A 16,143-nucleotide genomic window follows, 5' to 3' on the forward strand; every position below is an offset into this window, starting at 1 on the left:
GGCCATCGCCGAGCCGTGCAGGTCACCGATCCAGTCAGCGAACGGCAGCACCGACAGGTCCTGCTTCGCGACGGACCGCACCGACTCCACCGCCGGCACGAACTGCGAGATGGCGTCGACTCTTCCTTCGGCGAGCAGCGCCGCGTGCTGGGCCGGCACCGGGTTGCTCACCCATTGAACGCCCGAGGGGTCGAAACCGGCCAGCTGCGCGTACGTCGGGAACAGCACGTGGTTGATGCCGCCCGGCAGGTACGACAACCGCCGGCCCGCCAGATCACCTGGCGTGCGGATGCCCGACGACGCCAACGCGACGAAACACGCCAGGTTCCGCTGGTGCAGCACCGACGTCAGCCGGAAGTCCCTGATACCGCCGGGCGTGCTGGCCTCGATCATCGCGGCGTTCACGTCCAGCGTCGCCACGTCGACCCGCCCGGCCGCCAGCAGCTTCAGATTCTCGCCCGACCCCTTGCCCGGCAGCACCTCCACGGCCAGACCCACGTCACGGAACCAGCCCTGAGCCCGCGCCACCAGCAGCGGAGCCTCCCGCCCCTGGAACCCGGCACCCGTCAACACCTTGACCGTCTGCACAGCGGCGGGGCCGGCAGCGGGCAACCGACCGCAAGCCGAGGCAGCTACCCCGGCCGCGACAGCGGCCCCACCGGCGAGTAGCCGGCGGCGGGTCATCGTACGCACCATCAGAACCTCGCTTACTTAGCAATACATGTTGGGATGCGCTCGCGCACGGAAGGGCGCGGGCGCCAGGAAGCCGCAGCGGGCAGAGCGGGATGGCCTGCCCTCCCGTCCTCGACGACGGGGGACGCCCAGGCATAGGAGGGCAGGCCGCGGTCGAGGTATCCCGCCTCAGCCCCTACGCGAGGACGGCACCTCAACCAGACCGAAAACCTAGATTGCTAAGTAAGCCAAGTCAACACGTGACACTTGACTTACTTGCCAACACAGGTCAGGCGTGATGCGATGGCTCCACCTACGCGAGGAGCCCGCCGTGCCGACCCCCTCCCAGCCCGCAGAGCCGGTCTTCCGCCGGATCATGCGCGACATCGAGTCCGCCATCGCCACCGGCGACCTCAAACCCGGCGACAAGATCCCATCCACAACGGAACTCCGCGAACAGTACGAATGCTCAGCACCCACCGTCCGCCAAGCCCTCGCGCGCCTCCAGGAACGCGGCGTCCTTCAAGGCCACCAAGGCCGAGGCGTCTACGTCACCACAGCACCGAGCTGACCAGGGGCCTGGTGCCCACGTTTGCGAAGCTCCACTTCCGCACCCCGCGAGGGGACCGGTCCAGTGACGGTGGGACCGAGATGGCAGCTGCCCCCGGGCGCGCGCCGCTGGCCGGACATCGCCGGGACGGTTTACACCGGACCGATGTAGTGAGCCTTTTCCAAGCTGATCTTGCAGCTCGGGGCGGGTGCAGCGAGCCCGGAGAGCGATGAGGGCGAGGCTCCAGGTAAGACAGCAGTCGACCAAGATCCGATGCCCCGACCGGGAGCCTCGCCTGTGCTGTCTTACCCCTCCACGATCCCGCTGTCCAGCCGCACCCTCAACCACCTCACCGACCTCATCCGAGCCCACCGCAACCAGCATCGATCCCGATGGCGGCACCTCGACCCGGGCCGCCAGGCGCTACTCGCCCTGGCTCACCTGCGTAACGGCGACACCTACACCCGGCTCGCCGCCGGGTTCGCCGTCGGTGTCGCCACCGCCTGGCGGTACGTCCAGGAAGCGATCGCGCTACTCGCCGCGGTCGCCGAGGACCTGGCCACGGCGATGCGCCGCATCCGACACCTGGCGTACGCGATCCTGGACGGCACGCTGATCCCGATCGACCGCGTGGCGGACCAGAAGCCGTACTACTCCGGCAAACACCGGCGCCATGGCGTGAACGTGCAGGTCATCGCCGACGCCGCCGGCCGGCTCGTCTGGGCCTCCCGGGCACTGCCGGGCTCGGCGCACGACCTCACCGCCGCCCGTGTCCACGGCATCACCCACGCGCTGACCAGCGCTGAGGTGATGACCTTCGCCGACAAGGGCTACCAGGGCGCCCGGGGAAGCGTTCGCACCCCGTTCAAGCGCCACCGCTTCCGGCCGAGGCTGTCACGCCGACAGAAGACGATCAACCGGGGGCACGCGAAAATCCGAGCACGCGGCGAACGGGCCATTGCCACGCTCAAGACCTGGAAGATCCTGACCAAGCTGCGCTGCAGCCCGCACCGCGCCACCGCGATCGTGCAGGCCATCCTCGTCCTGCACCACGTCGAAGCCAATCGCTACACAGGATGAAAACGGCTCAGTGCAGGTCAAGGCCGGACTTATGAACGGAACGCGTGGGGTCCTGCTACCTCAGGCACAGCAGCACAGGCATCCGCGCGAAGCCAGCGAAGTAAGGGCCCGGCTACGGCGGGGTCATCCAACTCGGCCTTCTCCTGAACAGCGGTAAGGTCGGTGGTAAGAAGACCGCGCTCGACCATCTGCGAGAGCGCAGTACTGACCGACTCAAGGACCTGCTGCCATCGCGCCGTCGTGTCCCTGGTCTGGCGAGTGTCCACGGTGATGATCCGCTCGGGTTCCGCTGCCGCCTGCGCGTACTGGTCGATCGCGGCCCGGTCCGAAGCGAGCCTATCGAACGTGAACTCGGATGTCGGCCGTTCCAGCCACTGACGTAGCAGGCCGTCGTCCTCTCGAAGCCAGACGAAGACGACGTTCTCAGGCCACCGCCCGGACATCGGCATGAACGGCGACCGCAGCGAGCCAGGAAGCGGCGTGTGGTGACTGAGTACCCGGCACTCTGGCGGCCGTTGCAGCTTCGCGTCGTATGCAGCTAGGCGATGCTCGGCGCGCGTCATGCCGGAGTGTAGGCCGTATGCCTCCATCGCTAGATCTCGGGTCGTCGTCAACCCGTATCCGAGCGCTGTTCCGATTAGGGATGCGACGTCGTTCACCCACGACTCAATCGTTAGAGCCAGGCAGACAACGCTAATGACTGCGGAATGTGGGAATCGGATCAGCGGACTGCGAGGTGAGCCCACATGGCTGATCGCCCAGTGAGACACGCTGTCCTCCCCAGACCAGCGGGGTCTCCGTCCAACGGCCGGCACCGCATATGCGGCGCGTAGAGCGCTACGCAACGTGGGGTCTTGCCAGACATCATGATGGGTGACCGGCCGTCCGTCGACAGGGCGAATGTCGAGTCGATCGGCGACGTGCAGCCGACATCTGGGCGGCCCTTCGACTGCCGGCCATACAGCGACAGCCCACTCTCCACTCCTCACTGCTGCGCGTACGACAGCACTCGCGCCTTCCCGCCGACCAAGGGCACCTGCCCGTTCCATCGCCTCGGAAAGTCTCTGCTCGAGTTTCTGTAGCCGGTATGCCGCATCGATCAGCTGTTCATCAGGCGGCTTGGGCGGGAGCAGCCCCATACGCCGATGTAGGTACAGTGGATCACGATCACCCGTTTCTCCAGAAACACCCATCTTCAGAAACTCAGCGATCGTCGGCAGCATCGCAAGGGTAGGGTGCGAGCGGCCTTTGCGCCAGTTCCGAACCGTCTCTTCCTCGACTCCAAGGTGGGCGGCAACGGCAGCAGAGGTGGTTTCGCCGAGGTGTGCAAGAAACTCCTCGTAGAATATCGTCCAGCCAGGATCCCGGAACGGCATGACCCTAGGGTAGCTTCCTACCCGCCAGCGGGTCCATAACTCCCTCGCCAGGGCCGTCTCTAGCCCGTAACCTGTAGGCGACAGATCATCATGGCCAGGACGCGGGGCCGAGACTCAACCGGTCTCGCCCGGAGCGTCCTGGACACATAGCTCTGCGCGACGCTCTCCTATGTCGATCTTGCTCGGAGAGTGGACCGTTCCACGCGACACCAAGGAGAAGTAAAGTGAGGGTCATCAACTTCGCCGTCGCAGCACTGGCGCTGACCGGCATGATCGCCCTGCCCGTTCCCTCGGCTGCAGCCACAGACAACAGTTATCCGACTAGCCAGATCCAGTCGCCGGAGAGCGGCGGCGCGAACCTACGTGCCTGTCCTTCCCTGCCGAGTCACGGCACCAGCACCAACGCATGCGGAGTGATCGACTGGCTGCCGAACGGCACGCCCGTGAGGATGGTGTGCTCGACCGACGGCAACGCTCCCATCGAGGGTCTGTCTCCGCGCTGGTTTTGGGTTACCCTGCTCGATGGACTCTACAATGGTTACTCTGGATACGTCTGGTCAGAACTGGTCGCAGGCCAAACCCGAACGAATCAGTGCGACGGCCATCGGTACGACTACGCTCCGGCTGGCCCGAAACTCAGAGTGGAGCCTGGGCAGTCCGCCCCGTCCGGCTTCCGATACGCAATCACGCTGACTGGCTACCCGGCCCACAAGAACATCATCGTCACCTGCCACGACTCCGCAGACCCAGCCGGCTTCTGGACCTTTACCATCACCACCGATGCAGCCGGATCGGCGTACACCGACCGGCAGTGCTGGTCCGGTGCCGGTCCCAACTACTGGGTCACAGCTGACGGCGTCGCCTCATCCGCGATCACTTGGTAACGATGGGCCGCCACAGCTTCAACCCGCTGCCGCCGCGCGTCGCGGTCTACGAGGTTATCACGACCTTCGTGGCCGCGACCGCGGTCGGCCTCGCCGCCCAGTTCAATGGCGACCTGACCGCCCCTGGATGGCTCCTCTACACCATGCTTCTAGCCGCGCCATTGCTGTTCAGCGGCTCGGTCGTCTGGCTAGCCTGCGCCTACAAGCGACACTCCCTCATTGAGGCTGGCCGAGCCGTGAGCAACGGTCGATACAACGTTGAATCACCGCTCTGGCGGTGGCTTGGCATAACCGCGACTCTGGCCTTGATCGCCGTGACCGTGACCGCGACTGCCCTCGCAGTCCGCTCGGATCCAGAATTTAGCTCCGCCTACGATGGTAGAGACCCCGAGGAGTCTGGTTGTGTCGATTCGGCGGTCACAAGTCCGATCGGCAAAGACGGACCCCGAATTCTCGATTCGAACGAACGTGACATCGGCCGACTCGAGATGAGAGCCTCGCCGCTATGCGGAACCGTCTGGGCACGTGCTGAGCTGAACCCGGATGTTGCCCCTGAACTGCGCGGCGGGCAGATAATCCTAGCCGTCTACCGTCCCGCTGACGACGTTCGCAAGAAATACCCGCTGCGACTAAACGGCGGCTCCTACGGATATTCCAACATGATAAGCGCAATCGATACGTGCGTGATCGCGGAGGCGATGTACACCAATGCCGGAAAAGATGGACCCCTAACCCGAACCACCTGCGTCGAAGATCCCTGGTGACCACCGAAGGGTGCGAAGCACCGTGGTGATGCCATGCGGAGCGTGGTGAACTCGGGGCCGCTGCGTAGTCGGTGAGAGCCACCAAAACGGTCAAAGTTTAGGTCATGGCCGTTTCAAGATCATTGTGACCGTGGGTGACGGTTGGTGTGTCGGCGTGTCGAGTAGGGACGAAGCTCCGTTAGGACGAGGTCTTCTCAAGGATCTTGTCCACCCGGAGCTTCGTCATGCCGCATTCTGTCACCCCTACCGTCGATCCGGTGTCCACGCCGGTCGTCGGTGACGTCGCGTCGTCGTGTCACGACCTGCTGGAGCTGTTGATCGCGGTGTCCGACGGCCGGTCGGCACAGGGGCGCGACCATCCGGTCGCGGTCGTCCTGACGCTGGTGGCGGCCGCGACCGTGGCCGGAGCGACCGGCTACACGGCGATCGCGGGCTGGGTCGCCGACGTGCCGTGCGAGATCGTGGACAGCCTCTACGAACGGGTCGCGGCCCGCCCGGCCGGACGGCCGTCCCGGTCGACGATCTGGCGGGTCTGCACCGACGCCGACGCCGACGTGCTCGACGCCGTCATCGCCGAATGGACAACGACACGCCCACGTCAGAGCCGGCGCGCCGACCCAGTTACGCCTGGACGGCAAGACCGTCGGCGGCGCCGTCGACGACGACGGGAACCAGTTGCACCTGCTGTCCGCTCTCGCCGGGGACCCGCGACCGGGAACGGTGGGCGTCGTGCTCGCCCAGGCGCCGACCGACGGCGCCAAGACCACGGAACCGGCCACCGCCCGCGCCCTGCTGCAGACCCTCGACCTGCCAGGCATGACCGTCACCGCGGACGCGTTGCACACCGCCAGGGCGACCGCCGAACTGATCCACCACCGTGGCGGCCAGTTCATGTTCCCGGTCAAGGAGAACCGCCGGACCCTGTTCGACGCCCTCAACACACTGCCCTGGGCCGACACCCCGCCCGACCTGGAAAGCGTCGACATCGGACACGGCCGCCGGACCCGCCGCACGATCCGTGTCCTGCCCGCCCCGCCCGATCTGCCGTTCCCGCACGTCAACCAGGTCTGGCTGATCGAACGCTACGTCACGCACACCGCCACCGGGAAACAGTCCGCCGCCGCGCAGCTCGGCGTCGCCAGCCACACTCCCGACCAGGCCGGCCCCGCCGAACTGGCCGCCTACAACCGCAGTCACTGGGCCATCGAATCGTTGCACTGGATCAGAGACACCTGCTACCGGGAGGACCGGTCGACCACGCGTACCCGGTCCGGGCCCCGGATCCTGGCCTCGCTACGTAACCTCGCGATCAACGCCCTACGCCTGGCCGGCCGAACCGACGTCACGGAAGCCACCAGATGGGCCGCCCGCAACATGACCAGGCCATTCACCATCCTCGACCTCACCAGATGATCTTGAAACGGCCGTGAAGTTTAGGTCGGCGTGCCAGGAGCGGACGGCAACGGCCCCATTATCTCCGGGGTGGGGTTGGTTTGGGGTTGGTGCGGGGTTTGGAACCCCTGACACCGATGAGCAACTGGCCGAGTTGACCGGTCACATCGGCGAGGTCAACGCGGTCGCGGTGCTACCAAAATCAGACAGCCGGCAGCGTATCGTTTCCGGCGGCAGCGACCGTGCGGTATTGGTCTTCGCGCCGAGCACCGCGCAATCCGTGACTTGAGGGGATCAACTGCTGCCAGTAGCAGTAGCCGGCACGGTGGCGTGCCGGCTACTGGGATCGATGCGTTGACGCTGTCAGCCGCCCTCTGCGGACAGGGCCAACCGAGACGGCAGGGTGGCTGCGGCGTACTGGCTTGTTAGGCGGTGAAGCGTTCGCGGCTCGCTTCGCGTACGAAGGACTGCCAGTCCTGGGGGTTGATGCTCAGGACGCCTGCTGTCGGGTTCTTGCTGTCGCGGACGAGGACCCGCCCGGTCGTCGGGAGGAGGTTGGTGGCCACCTCCACGCAGTTGTTGCCGTTGCCGCTGCGGCTGGACTTACGCCACTGGGCACCGGTCTGGTCAGGCTTCACGGAGTGCCTCCAATGCAGAAGTGATCATGATCCTCGAGGACTTCCCGAAACTATTACCGGGCTTTCTCAACGTAATCCGTAAACGCGAAAGATCTCCAACTTCATTACCGTACGTAATGTGGCAGGAAAGTGTTCCAACGATCTGCGGAACCCGGTCTTGAGAACCTTCCAACACTTCAGATGGGCGATCGCGCGTTCGACGGCGGCGCGGAGCCGGTTGAGTGCGGTGTTGCACGCGCGTCGGACCCCGGTCAACTCCCGACCCCGAGGCTTCTTGTACGGACTCACGATGCCGGCACCCTGGTACCCCTTGTCACCGATCATCCCGGGCCCGCCGGGGGCGTAGTGGCCGGCCCACCCGGCGGCGATCCCGGACACGTCGAACGCCTTCCGGTCGTGCATGCCACCCGGACACGGGTCACCCACATCGACCACCCGCCCGGCGAGATTGGCCACCACCTGCACGTTCTGCCCACAGAAGCCCTTCTTCTCGGAGAACAGCCCGTCGACGTCGTCGCGTTCCCCGACCGGCGCGACCAGACCATCGACCAGGACCGCGTCCCGGCGGGCCTGGTCACGGACCTGCTCGTACAGCGGGGTCAACACCACGTCCACCAGCGGCTCCAGCTCCTCCTGATACCGCTCCACGGTCGTCGAACCGCAGCCGAAAACCTCACCGATCACGTCCGGCGCCAGATTGTGCCGCAGCCCGAACAACACCAGCACCAACGCCGTGTACAGCGGCAACGCCCGAGGGCGCCCCACCGGCAGGTCCCAGTCGACCAGCGCGTCCACCTGCTCGTACAGCCAGTCCAGTTGATCGGAGTCCAGTCCGGTCATACGCTCACAGCGCGGCGGCCGGCCGTCGATCGTTTGAGTCCACACAACCCAGATGATCCAGACGTCGCCGGCCGCCGTTTCCACAAACGACACGCCCACCTTGGTCACACCACAGGCCGTCACCCCACGTAATATCGACGAACCTCGGTGCCAATCGGCTCGAAGCCTATTGGGAAGTCCTCCTCGACTCGTCCTCGTTGAGTGAGCGGCGGTCGATGTCTTCCCAGACGAGCTGGTAGGTGCCGGACTCGCCGGGCTTGTTCAGGTAGAGCGCTCCGGTCAGGGTGTCGACGTAGGCGAGTGGCGGTTCGAGCGGCTCACCACTCTGCGGGTCCGCAGGGAAGGTCAGCAGCGCGAACGGGGTGGACGCTGCCATGCCGCCGTGGACTCCGGCGGTGAACGGCAGTACCCGGATGCTGATGTTGCCGCGCCGGGTCAGTTCGAGCAGGTGCTCGAGCTGCTCGATCATCACCTCGCGCCCGCCGATGTGCCGGTGCAGTACGGCCTCGTTGAGGATGACGCTGAGGTGTGGTGCGCGAGGGCGGGTGAGCAGCGACTGCCGCTCCATCCGGACCTCGACGCGTCGCTGTTTCTCGCCGTCATCGATGTAGCCGGTCGGCACTCCGTGAACTTCTTCGGCGTACCGCCGGGTTTGAAGCAAGCCTGGGATCAGCTCGACCTCGTACTGCCTGATCGTCTCGGCGGAGTCCTCCAGCGAGACGTAGAGCGCAAAGAAAGCGGGCAACTCAGTCTCGGTACGGTCGTGCCACCAGGACTTCCGCCGCCCGTTGCGGGTCTCGGCAGTGAGCGCGAGGAGGATCCTCCCGTCCTCAGGCTCCGCGCCGTAGAGCTCCAGCATGGCCTTGACGTCGATGTCCCGGAAGCGTACGGCCTCGTGCCCGTCCTCCATGCGGGCGATCGTCGCGCGTCCCTTCTGGAGTGCGTCGGCCGCCTGCTCCTGGGTCAGGCCGGCGCGTCGTCGCAGTGCTTCGAGTCGCCGGCCGACGTACCGACGCAACAGTGCAGAACCCACCATATCCGACACCTGTCGACCACCTCCCGCTCGTTTTGGGCGTGTGTCTCGCCCAAATGATACAACCGATCTGCCATTACATACATTGGCCCCGCCTAAATGGGCTGGACAATTACCGATGATCTCACGTCGGCTCGATTAATGGAAAGCCGATCTCCCTGAGGTGTTGATTTTTGGACACACTCAAAGTGTAATGAGGTGGTCGCAGGTTCTCCGCCGACCGTTCTGGCGCTGGCCAGGCTATCGATTGGAGCAAGAGCGTGATTCTCGTGCTGGTAGCCGCGATATGCCTGTTCGCCGGAGTCTTCGTGGGGTTCTGCTTCGGTAAGGAAGTCAGCGGCTGGTGCGTGGAGTGCGGGGATCGAGTGCATCCACCCGATCTCCACCTTGCTGGCGGCCAGACCCGCACTCGAAGACCTTGGTCCTGATCAGGCGGACGCGTGACTGACCGACGTGCGCGGCCGACGGCGGCTCGCGGAGCTTCGGCACCCCTGCACCACGCCACCCAGGCCGGGACCCGGCTCAACACCTATTACATAGCAACTCAAGGAAGGAGGCGTGATGCCACCACCCACCCCTGCCACCGACCCGCACCAGCGCCGCCCCGACGACATCGCCGACGCGGCCACCTACCGCCCGTCCGACCGCGTGTGGGTATGGCCCCCACACACCGGCCAGTGGCGACCCGGCGTCGTGGAAGCCGGGTCGTCCGTTGCGGTGCTGGTGACCTACCAGCGTCCCGGCGGTGGGACCAGCGTCGACTCGCTGCTCCCGCACAACGTCATGGCCCGTACCGAGCCCGACGCCGACCTCGACGGCACCGAGCCCCTTCCGATCCGGCTGCGCGACATCCGCTCCGTCGTCGCCGGAGCCACCGCTTCAGCCTGACCAGCCGACTCTCGACGTGAAAGGGCTACGTGTGGACAGCGAGCTCCCAGCACCATCCGACATCCTCGACCACCCGGACTGGTGTGATCTCAACGAGTGCACCGCCGCCGGCCCCAGTGAGTTCCACCCCGAGTCGTCGCCGCCCGCGCACTGGGGCGACCGGCATCCCTGCAACCCCCAGCCGGGGCGGTACCCGACCGAGGTAGCGGTCCAGCTCGTCCGGTTCGTCGACGACCCGCCGAAGACCGACTTCATCCGGGTGGAGCTGGGCAGCTACGAGGAGCGGCGCTCACACTACGTGCGCCTCGCCCAGGGCGCGGCGATGCGCGACGTACTGAACGTGCTCCTCGCGCAGGCGCAGACGGGTCGCGACGTGGCCCGCGAGTCGGGGGCGTGATCCGATGCCCTCCGGCTCTGTCGACGTGGAGGCTGCGGAGCGTGCCGCCCAGCAGTTCCTGACGGAGCTGGGTATCACCTTGGACACCGACTCCAGGTCGCGCAGCGCGGCGCGGATGGTGGCGGCCTACCGGGAGTTGCTGGCCGGCCCGCAGTTCGTGCCGACGACCTTCGCGAACGACGCAGGGCACCGGGATCTGGTGCTGGCACGCGCGGTGCCGTTCGTGTCGCTGTGCGAGCACCACTTCTTGCCGTTCACCGGGGTCGCGCACGTTGGCTACCTCCCCGACGGCCGCATCCTCGGCCTGTCGAAGCTCGCTCGACTGGTGGAGATGTTCGCCCGGCGTCCGCAGGTCCAGGAGAGCCTCACCCAACAGATCGTGGGCTGGCTGTTCGAGGAGTTGAGCGCACGCGGTGCCGGGGCTGTCGTCGTCGCCGAACACACCTGCATGACCCGCCGAGGTATCAGAGCGCACGGTGCGACAACCGTCAGCGTGGGATGGCGCGGCACCCTCGCCGACGATCCGTCCGCGAGGGCAGAGTTCCTGACCCTTGCCGGAGTCGCGCTACTCGCGGGCGGCGCGCTGTGACCAACGGTCCCGCTCGCGAATCGCGACGTGATACGGAAGCGCCGCAGCTGATCAGCGCAATCGGTTGGTACGGGACGACATCGCGGCGGATATCGAGGCGGTCAAGCCGCCTATCGAATCCCACTGCAGTTGTAGCGGGAGGACTTCCCAATAGGCTTCGAGCCGATTGGCACCGAGGTTCGTCGATATTACGTGGGGTGACGGCCTGTGGTGTGACCAAGGTGGGCGTGTCGTTTGTGGAAACGGCGGCCGGCGACGTCTGGATCATCTGGGTTGTGTGGACTCAAACGATCGACGGCCGGCCGCCGCGCTGTGAGCGTATGACCGGACTGGACTCCGATCAACTGGACTGGCTGTACGAGCAGGTGGACGCGCTGGTCGACTGGGACCTGCCGGTGGGGCGCCCTCGGGCGTTGCCGCTGTACACGGCGTTGGTGCTGGTGTTGTTCGGGCTGCGGCACAATCTGGCGCCGGACGTGATCGGTGAGGTTTTCGGCTGCGGTTCGACGACCGTGGAGCGGTATCAGGAGGAGCTGGAGCCGCTGGTGGACGTGGTGTTGACCCCGCTGTACGAGCAGGTCCGTGACCAGGCCCGCCGGGACGCGGTCCTGGTCGATGGTCTGGTCGCGCCGGTCGGGGAACGCGACGACGTCGACGGGCTGTTCTCCGAGAAGAAGGGCTTCTGTGGGCAGAACGTGCAGGTGGTGGCCAATCTCGCCGGGCGGGTGGTCGATGTGGGTGACCCGTGTCCGGGTGGCATGCACGACCGGAAGGCGTTCGACGTGTCCGGGATCGCCGCCGGGTGGGCCGGCCACTACGCCCCCGGCGGGCCCGGGATGATCGGTGACAAGGGGTACCAGGGTGCCGGCATCGTGAGTCCGTACAAGAAGCCTCGGGGTCGGGAGTTGACCGGGGTCCGACGCGCGTGCAACACCGCACTCAACCGGCTCCGCGCCGCCGTCGAACGCGCGATCGCCCATCTGAAGTGTTGGAAGGTTCTCAAGACCGGGTTCCGCAGATCGTTGGAACACTTTCCTGCCACATTACGTACGGTAATGAAGTTGGAGATCTTTCGCGTTTACGGATTACGTTGAGAAAGCCCGGTAATAGTTTCGGGAAGTCCTCCGGGTTCCGCACCTACAAGAGCTCACGAACGTACGGCAGACCTCACGCACGTTTCAGGTGACGCCAGGAGGGGCGATGAGAAACGGACCTAGCGGGGCGAACGCGGAATCGCCAAGGAAAGTGGTACTGGTGCTTTCCGGCGGGTTGGACAGCACCGTACTCGCCCATCGCCTGCGGGCCGAGGGCTGCGACCTGACGATGCTGTCGTTCAACTATGGGCAGTCGCATCGCCGGGAGCTGGAGTTCGCCTACCGGACAGCCGCAAGCCTCGGAGGTGCCCACCGGGTCGTCCAGCTCGGCGCGATCGCTGAGCTGCTCGCTGGGTCGTCGCTGACCGACCCAGCGGTGGCGATGCCCGACGGGCACTATTCCGACTCTTCGATGAGGGCGACGGTCGTGTCGAACCGCAACGCGATCATGCTTGACGTGGCGGTGGCGCACGCGGTTGCCATCGGAGCCAACGCGGTGGCGTTCGGCGCTCACGCTGGCGATCATCCGATCTACCCGGACTGCCGGCCGAGCTTCGTCGCCGCCTACGAGCAGATGGTACGGGTGGCGAACGAGGGTTTCATCGATTCGGACTTCGTGGTCCTCGCGCCGTTCATCAACGCCAGCAAATCGCAGATCGTGGCCGAAGGTGCCCGACTGGGGGTGCCGTTCGTGGACACCTGGTCGTGCTACCGGGGCGGCGCACGGCATTGCGGCAGGTGCGGGACCTGCGTCGAGCGCCGCGAGGCCTTCTTCGTCGCGAACGTGGCGGACCCGACCGAGTACGAGGTGCCGTAGGTGTTCACGATCAGGAAGTCGTTCCGGTTCGAGGCCGCCCATCGAATCTCCGGCCTTCCCGCCGATCACAAGTGCGGGCGGCTGCACGGGCACAGCTACACCGTCGAGGTCGTTGTCAGCAGCCCCGACCTCGTGCCGCCGGGATTCGTGGTGGACTTCGCCGACCTGGCGCCGCTCGGTGAGTACCTGGCCGCCACGTTCGACCATCGGGACCTGACAGAGGTGCTCGACGTCGCGCCGACGAGCGAGAACCTGGCGTGGTTTCTCTACGAGTGGTGTCAGGAAAACCTGTCCCTGCCCGTGACGGTCCAGCTGAGGGCCGTCCGCGTCGGTGAGACCACGTCGACGTATGCGGAGTACGCCCCGGCGGACGGCCGGTCATGAGCGGGTCAGCCGGCGGGCTGCTGGTGGCGGAGATGTTCGCGACGGTGCAGGGCGAGGGGCCGAGCTGCGGCCAGCAGGCGTTGTTCGTCCGGCTGTCGCGGTGCAACCTGTCCTGCCCGTCGTGCGACACCCCGTACACCTGGGATTGGAGCCGGTTCGACCCGGCGCGTGAAGCGACCCGGCGTTCGACGGACGCCGTACTGCGGTGGGTGCTGGACCAGCCGACTCGGCTGGTGGTGGTCACCGGCGGTGAGCCGCTGCTCCAGCAGGCCGCGTTGGTGCCGCTGCTCGCCGAGCTGGCTGCTGCCGGCCGGCACGTTGAGGTGGAGACCAACGGCACGGTGGTGCCCGACCCGGCGGTAGCGGACCTGGTGGACTGGAACGTCTCGCCGAAGCTGGCGAGCTTCAGCGCCCCACGTGACCAGCTGCGCCGGACAGTCGGTGAGGCACTGGAAGCGTTCGCGCGCACCGGCCGGGCGCGGTTCAAGTTCGTCGCGTCCGGCCCGGCGGACCTTGACGAGATCGCCGACCTGCAGCAGCGATTCGGCCTGGAACCGGTTTGGGTGATGCCGGAAGGCACCGCAGCGGATCAAGTGCTGACCGGGTTACAGGGCTTGGCCGACGAGGTGGTGCGGCGGGGATGGAACCTGACCTCGCGGCTGCACGTGCTGGCGTGGGGTGACGTCCGTGGCCGGTAACTTGATCCATCACGAGGGCGAAGGGCCTGGACGGGGCCGTCGTTCCCGGCCCCATCGGCCGCGCGTGTCGGGTAGCGGCTCGGGTGACGCTGTGGGGGGCGGGATCGTTCCTGCCGTCCAGGCTGGATCGAGCGTACCGGATTCGGCCCTCGCGGCGCACTCCCTGATGCCGTACCTCGTCGATCCGGTCCATCTGGTCGCGGCGGCCCGCGCCTGTATGCGGCGGGCATCGGCACCCGGTGTCGACGGGATGACCTGGGCGGCGTACCGCGTGGGTCTACGGGACCGGCTCGCGGAGCTCGCTGAGCGCCTCCGCGCCGGCTCATGGCAGCCGGCTCCGCTGCGGCAGGTGTGGATTCCAAGCTACACCGGCAAGACCTTCCCGGCGGCGATCCCGACAGTGGAGGACCGGATCGTGCACCGCGCGATGCGCGACGCCCTCACTCCGATCATGGAGGCGAGGGTGCTTGCCGGCTGGGTGTCGGGATACCGCGCCGGCCGCAACCGGATCACCTCGGTACGGCAGGCCGACCAGCACCGGCGTGCGGGTAGGCGATGGGTCGCGGACGTTGACGTTGCCGGTGCGTCACAGGGCGGCACCGTCGACGAGCTGGTCGGCTGGCTCGCCGTACACGTGAAAGACGGTGCGTTCCTGTCGCGATTCCGCCGCGCCTTGGATGCCCTGCCTACCCCGATGATGCCCGGCAGCGGCCTGTGGCCGGTGGTGTTCCACCTGCGTCTGGCGCAGGCAGATGCGCAGCTCGACGGCCTGTCAGTGGTGCGCTTCGCGGACAACTACGCCGCGCTCGCACCTGACCGCCGAGGCGCTGCCATCGCCTACGAGCGGATCGGCTGTGCGCTCGCGGCGGTAGGGCTCGCCCCGAACGTGCGCAAGAGCCGAATCCGGCCACCGCACCTGGCGCATCCCGAAGACCTGTTCCTGATCGATGGATGACGGGAGAGACATGCACAGCACCGATACGACGCGGACCGCCAACGCGGACGATAAGGCTGGGTGGGCGTCGCCACTGCGGTGGCTACCCGTTCCCGGCGGCATCGGCCGGTTCGGGGACGCGGCCCGGGAACGTACGGTGATCGACCTGCTCGTGGCGGCCACACCGTTGACGTACCGGCACCTGAACCGGGCCGGCGAGCCGCCGGACCCGGACCTGCCGGTCGTCGAGGTCGACCATGCTCAGGCCGTCCGGCTCGCCGCCGACGTGGGCGGACGGCTGCCCACCTCAACGGAGTGGGAATGGATCGCCGGCGGCCGGCAGCGACGGACCTGGCCGTGGGGAGACGACTCCTGGCGGCCGGACCTCGCCCGACTCCGCGGCACGGAGGTCGAACACACCCGCTGCGGGCCGGTCGGCGCCCACCCGGCCGGGGCGACCCCGGAGGGCCTGCTCGACGTGGCCGGCAACTGCTGGGAGTGGACGTCCACACCAACCAAGGGGCACGGGTACATGATCAGAGGCGGCTCCTACGCATCACCGCCGTTGTACGCCCGCTGCACCTTCCTCAACGCCGTACACGCCGAGTGCCGCAGCGCGGGAATCGGCGTACGCCCGGTGAGGCCAGCATGAACCACAAACTCGCGCTGCCGGTCAGCGACGGACTTGTCCTCGTCGGCTGCTCGAAGGAGAAGTCAGCAACGCGCCGTGCGCTGGCCGCGTTCGACCTCTACGACGGCGGCTGCATCCCACCGTTGCGCGATCGGCTCGGCTACCGGCCGCACCGCGACCGGGTCCGCTTCCTCAGTGCCGAACACGGACTCGTGCACGCCGACACCCCGTTGCACACCTATGACCGGCCGCTGGATCCGCACCGCGCTGTCGAGCTGCGACCCCAGGTTGCGGCGGCACTGACCTCTGAGTTCGACGCCACCGGCGTGCCGGACGAGATCCTCGTCGTCGCCGAACCGCTGTACCTGGTCCTGCTCGCCGACCTGCTCGCCCACCCGGCACGTCCCCGCATCCACTGGATTCCTGACCACGCGTCCGGGTGGCCCGACGCCGCCCGTGTCCTCGACACCTGGGGATGGTGA

The 16,143-nt window shown here is 66.9% G+C and carries 19 protein-coding genes and 2 pseudogenes; 16 read left to right on the top strand and 5 right to left on the bottom strand.

Features of this window, described 5'->3' with window-relative positions:
- A partial coding sequence (locus ACN27J_RS00005) for an ABC transporter substrate-binding protein (RefSeq protein ID WP_421362020.1) occupies positions 1 to 696 on the bottom strand: 696 nt, incomplete at its 3' end.
- Between the two features lie 307 nt (positions 697 to 1,003).
- Between ACN27J_RS00005 and ACN27J_RS00010 the strand changes: the two genes are divergently transcribed.
- A complete protein-coding gene (locus ACN27J_RS00010; protein ID WP_421362022.1) occupies positions 1,004 to 1,243 on the top strand; it encodes a winged helix-turn-helix domain-containing protein in 240 nt (79 codons plus the stop codon).
- A gap of 276 nt (positions 1,244 to 1,519) precedes the next feature.
- Complete coding sequence (locus tag ACN27J_RS00015) at positions 1,520 to 2,302, top strand: transposase family protein (protein WP_421362024.1); 783 nt, start codon at positions 1,520 to 1,522, stop codon at positions 2,300 to 2,302.
- Positions 2,303 to 2,331: 29 nt separating this feature from the next.
- Here ACN27J_RS00015 and ACN27J_RS00020 read toward each other — a convergent pair whose 3' ends face one another.
- Positions 2,332 to 2,865: a hypothetical protein gene (locus ACN27J_RS00020; protein WP_421362026.1), complete on the bottom strand. Its 534-nt coding sequence runs from the start codon at positions 2,863 to 2,865 to the stop codon at positions 2,332 to 2,334.
- A 1,037-nt stretch (positions 2,866 to 3,902) separates the two neighbouring features.
- Here ACN27J_RS00020 and ACN27J_RS00025 point away from each other — a divergent pair.
- From ACN27J_RS00025 to ACN27J_RS00040, 4 genes and pseudogenes are all read left to right on the top strand, one after another.
- The gene (locus ACN27J_RS00025) at positions 3,903 to 4,562 is read left to right on the top strand and encodes an SH3 domain-containing protein (protein ID WP_421362028.1); all 660 of its coding nucleotides are present in this window, start codon (positions 3,903 to 3,905) and stop codon (positions 4,560 to 4,562) included.
- A 2-nt stretch (positions 4,563 to 4,564) separates the two neighbouring features.
- On the top strand, positions 4,565 to 5,326 hold the full coding sequence (locus tag ACN27J_RS00030; protein WP_421362030.1) for a hypothetical protein: 762 nt from the start codon (positions 4,565 to 4,567) through the stop codon (positions 5,324 to 5,326).
- Positions 5,327 to 5,550: 224 nt separating this feature from the next.
- Positions 5,551 to 5,850 (top strand): annotated as a pseudogene (locus ACN27J_RS00035) (transposase family protein); the annotation flags it as partial.
- A 100-nt stretch (positions 5,851 to 5,950) separates the two neighbouring features.
- Positions 5,951 to 6,739 (top strand): annotated as a pseudogene (locus tag ACN27J_RS00040) (ISAs1 family transposase); the annotation flags it as partial.
- A 404-nt stretch (positions 6,740 to 7,143) separates the two neighbouring features.
- On the opposite strand, the gene ACN27J_RS00045 reads toward ACN27J_RS00040, so the two are convergent.
- The 3 genes from ACN27J_RS00045 to ACN27J_RS00055 all read right to left on the bottom strand — a co-directional run bounded on the left by ACN27J_RS00045 (position 7,144) and on the right by ACN27J_RS00055 (position 9,232).
- Positions 7,144 to 7,356, bottom strand: coding sequence for a DUF397 domain-containing protein (locus ACN27J_RS00045; protein WP_421362032.1), 213 nt, complete (start codon positions 7,354 to 7,356; stop codon positions 7,144 to 7,146).
- 66 nt (positions 7,357 to 7,422) lie between these two features.
- Positions 7,423 to 8,289: a transposase family protein gene (locus ACN27J_RS00050; protein WP_421362034.1), complete on the bottom strand. Its 867-nt coding sequence runs from the start codon at positions 8,287 to 8,289 to the stop codon at positions 7,423 to 7,425.
- A 73-nt stretch (positions 8,290 to 8,362) separates the two neighbouring features.
- The gene (locus ACN27J_RS00055; protein ID WP_421362036.1) at positions 8,363 to 9,232 is read right to left on the bottom strand and encodes a helix-turn-helix domain-containing protein; all 870 of its coding nucleotides are present in this window, start codon (positions 9,230 to 9,232) and stop codon (positions 8,363 to 8,365) included.
- A 558-nt stretch (positions 9,233 to 9,790) separates the two neighbouring features.
- On the opposite strand from ACN27J_RS00055, the gene ACN27J_RS00060 reads away from it, so the two are divergent.
- The 10 genes from ACN27J_RS00060 to ACN27J_RS00105 all read left to right on the top strand — a co-directional run bounded on the left by ACN27J_RS00060 (position 9,791) and on the right by ACN27J_RS00105 (position 16,143).
- Positions 9,791 to 10,117 carry a hypothetical protein gene (locus ACN27J_RS00060; RefSeq protein WP_421362038.1) on the top strand — a complete coding sequence of 109 codons (327 nt, stop codon included), beginning with the start codon at positions 9,791 to 9,793 and terminating at the stop codon, positions 10,115 to 10,117.
- Positions 10,118 to 10,133: 16 nt separating this feature from the next.
- On the top strand, positions 10,134 to 10,514 hold the full coding sequence (locus ACN27J_RS00065) for a hypothetical protein (RefSeq protein WP_421362040.1): 381 nt from the start codon (positions 10,134 to 10,136) through the stop codon (positions 10,512 to 10,514).
- Between the two features lie 4 nt (positions 10,515 to 10,518).
- On the top strand, positions 10,519 to 11,103 hold the full coding sequence (gene folE, locus ACN27J_RS00070) for a GTP cyclohydrolase I (RefSeq protein ID WP_282226538.1): 585 nt from the start codon (positions 10,519 to 10,521) through the stop codon (positions 11,101 to 11,103).
- 227 nt (positions 11,104 to 11,330) lie between these two features.
- A complete protein-coding gene (locus ACN27J_RS00075) occupies positions 11,331 to 12,197 on the top strand; it encodes a transposase family protein (RefSeq protein WP_421362034.1) in 867 nt (288 codons plus the stop codon).
- A 106-nt stretch (positions 12,198 to 12,303) separates the two neighbouring features.
- A complete protein-coding gene (gene queC / locus ACN27J_RS00080; RefSeq protein WP_421362042.1) occupies positions 12,304 to 13,014 on the top strand; it encodes a 7-cyano-7-deazaguanine synthase QueC in 711 nt (236 codons plus the stop codon).
- A complete protein-coding gene (locus ACN27J_RS00085; protein ID WP_421362044.1) occupies positions 13,015 to 13,398 on the top strand; it encodes a 6-pyruvoyl trahydropterin synthase family protein in 384 nt (127 codons plus the stop codon).
- Positions 13,395 to 14,096 carry a 7-carboxy-7-deazaguanine synthase QueE gene (locus tag ACN27J_RS00090; protein WP_421362045.1) on the top strand — a complete coding sequence of 234 codons (702 nt, stop codon included), beginning with the start codon at positions 13,395 to 13,397 and terminating at the stop codon, positions 14,094 to 14,096. Before ACN27J_RS00085 ends, ACN27J_RS00090 begins: the two co-directional genes overlap by 4 nt.
- 166 nt (positions 14,097 to 14,262) lie before the next feature.
- Positions 14,263 to 15,051: an RNA-directed DNA polymerase (Reverse transcriptase) gene (locus tag ACN27J_RS00095; RefSeq protein WP_421362047.1), complete on the top strand. Its 789-nt coding sequence runs from the start codon at positions 14,263 to 14,265 to the stop codon at positions 15,049 to 15,051.
- Positions 15,052 to 15,061: 10 nt separating this feature from the next.
- On the top strand, positions 15,062 to 15,682 hold the full coding sequence (locus ACN27J_RS00100; protein WP_421362049.1) for a formylglycine-generating enzyme family protein: 621 nt from the start codon (positions 15,062 to 15,064) through the stop codon (positions 15,680 to 15,682).
- A complete protein-coding gene (locus ACN27J_RS00105) occupies positions 15,679 to 16,143 on the top strand; it encodes a DUF6884 domain-containing protein (protein WP_421362051.1) in 465 nt (154 codons plus the stop codon). Before ACN27J_RS00100 ends, ACN27J_RS00105 begins: the two co-directional genes overlap by 4 nt.

Source organism: Solwaraspora sp. WMMB762, from assembly GCF_049179115.1.
Classification (GTDB): domain Bacteria; phylum Actinomycetota; class Actinomycetes; order Mycobacteriales; family Micromonosporaceae; genus Micromonospora_E.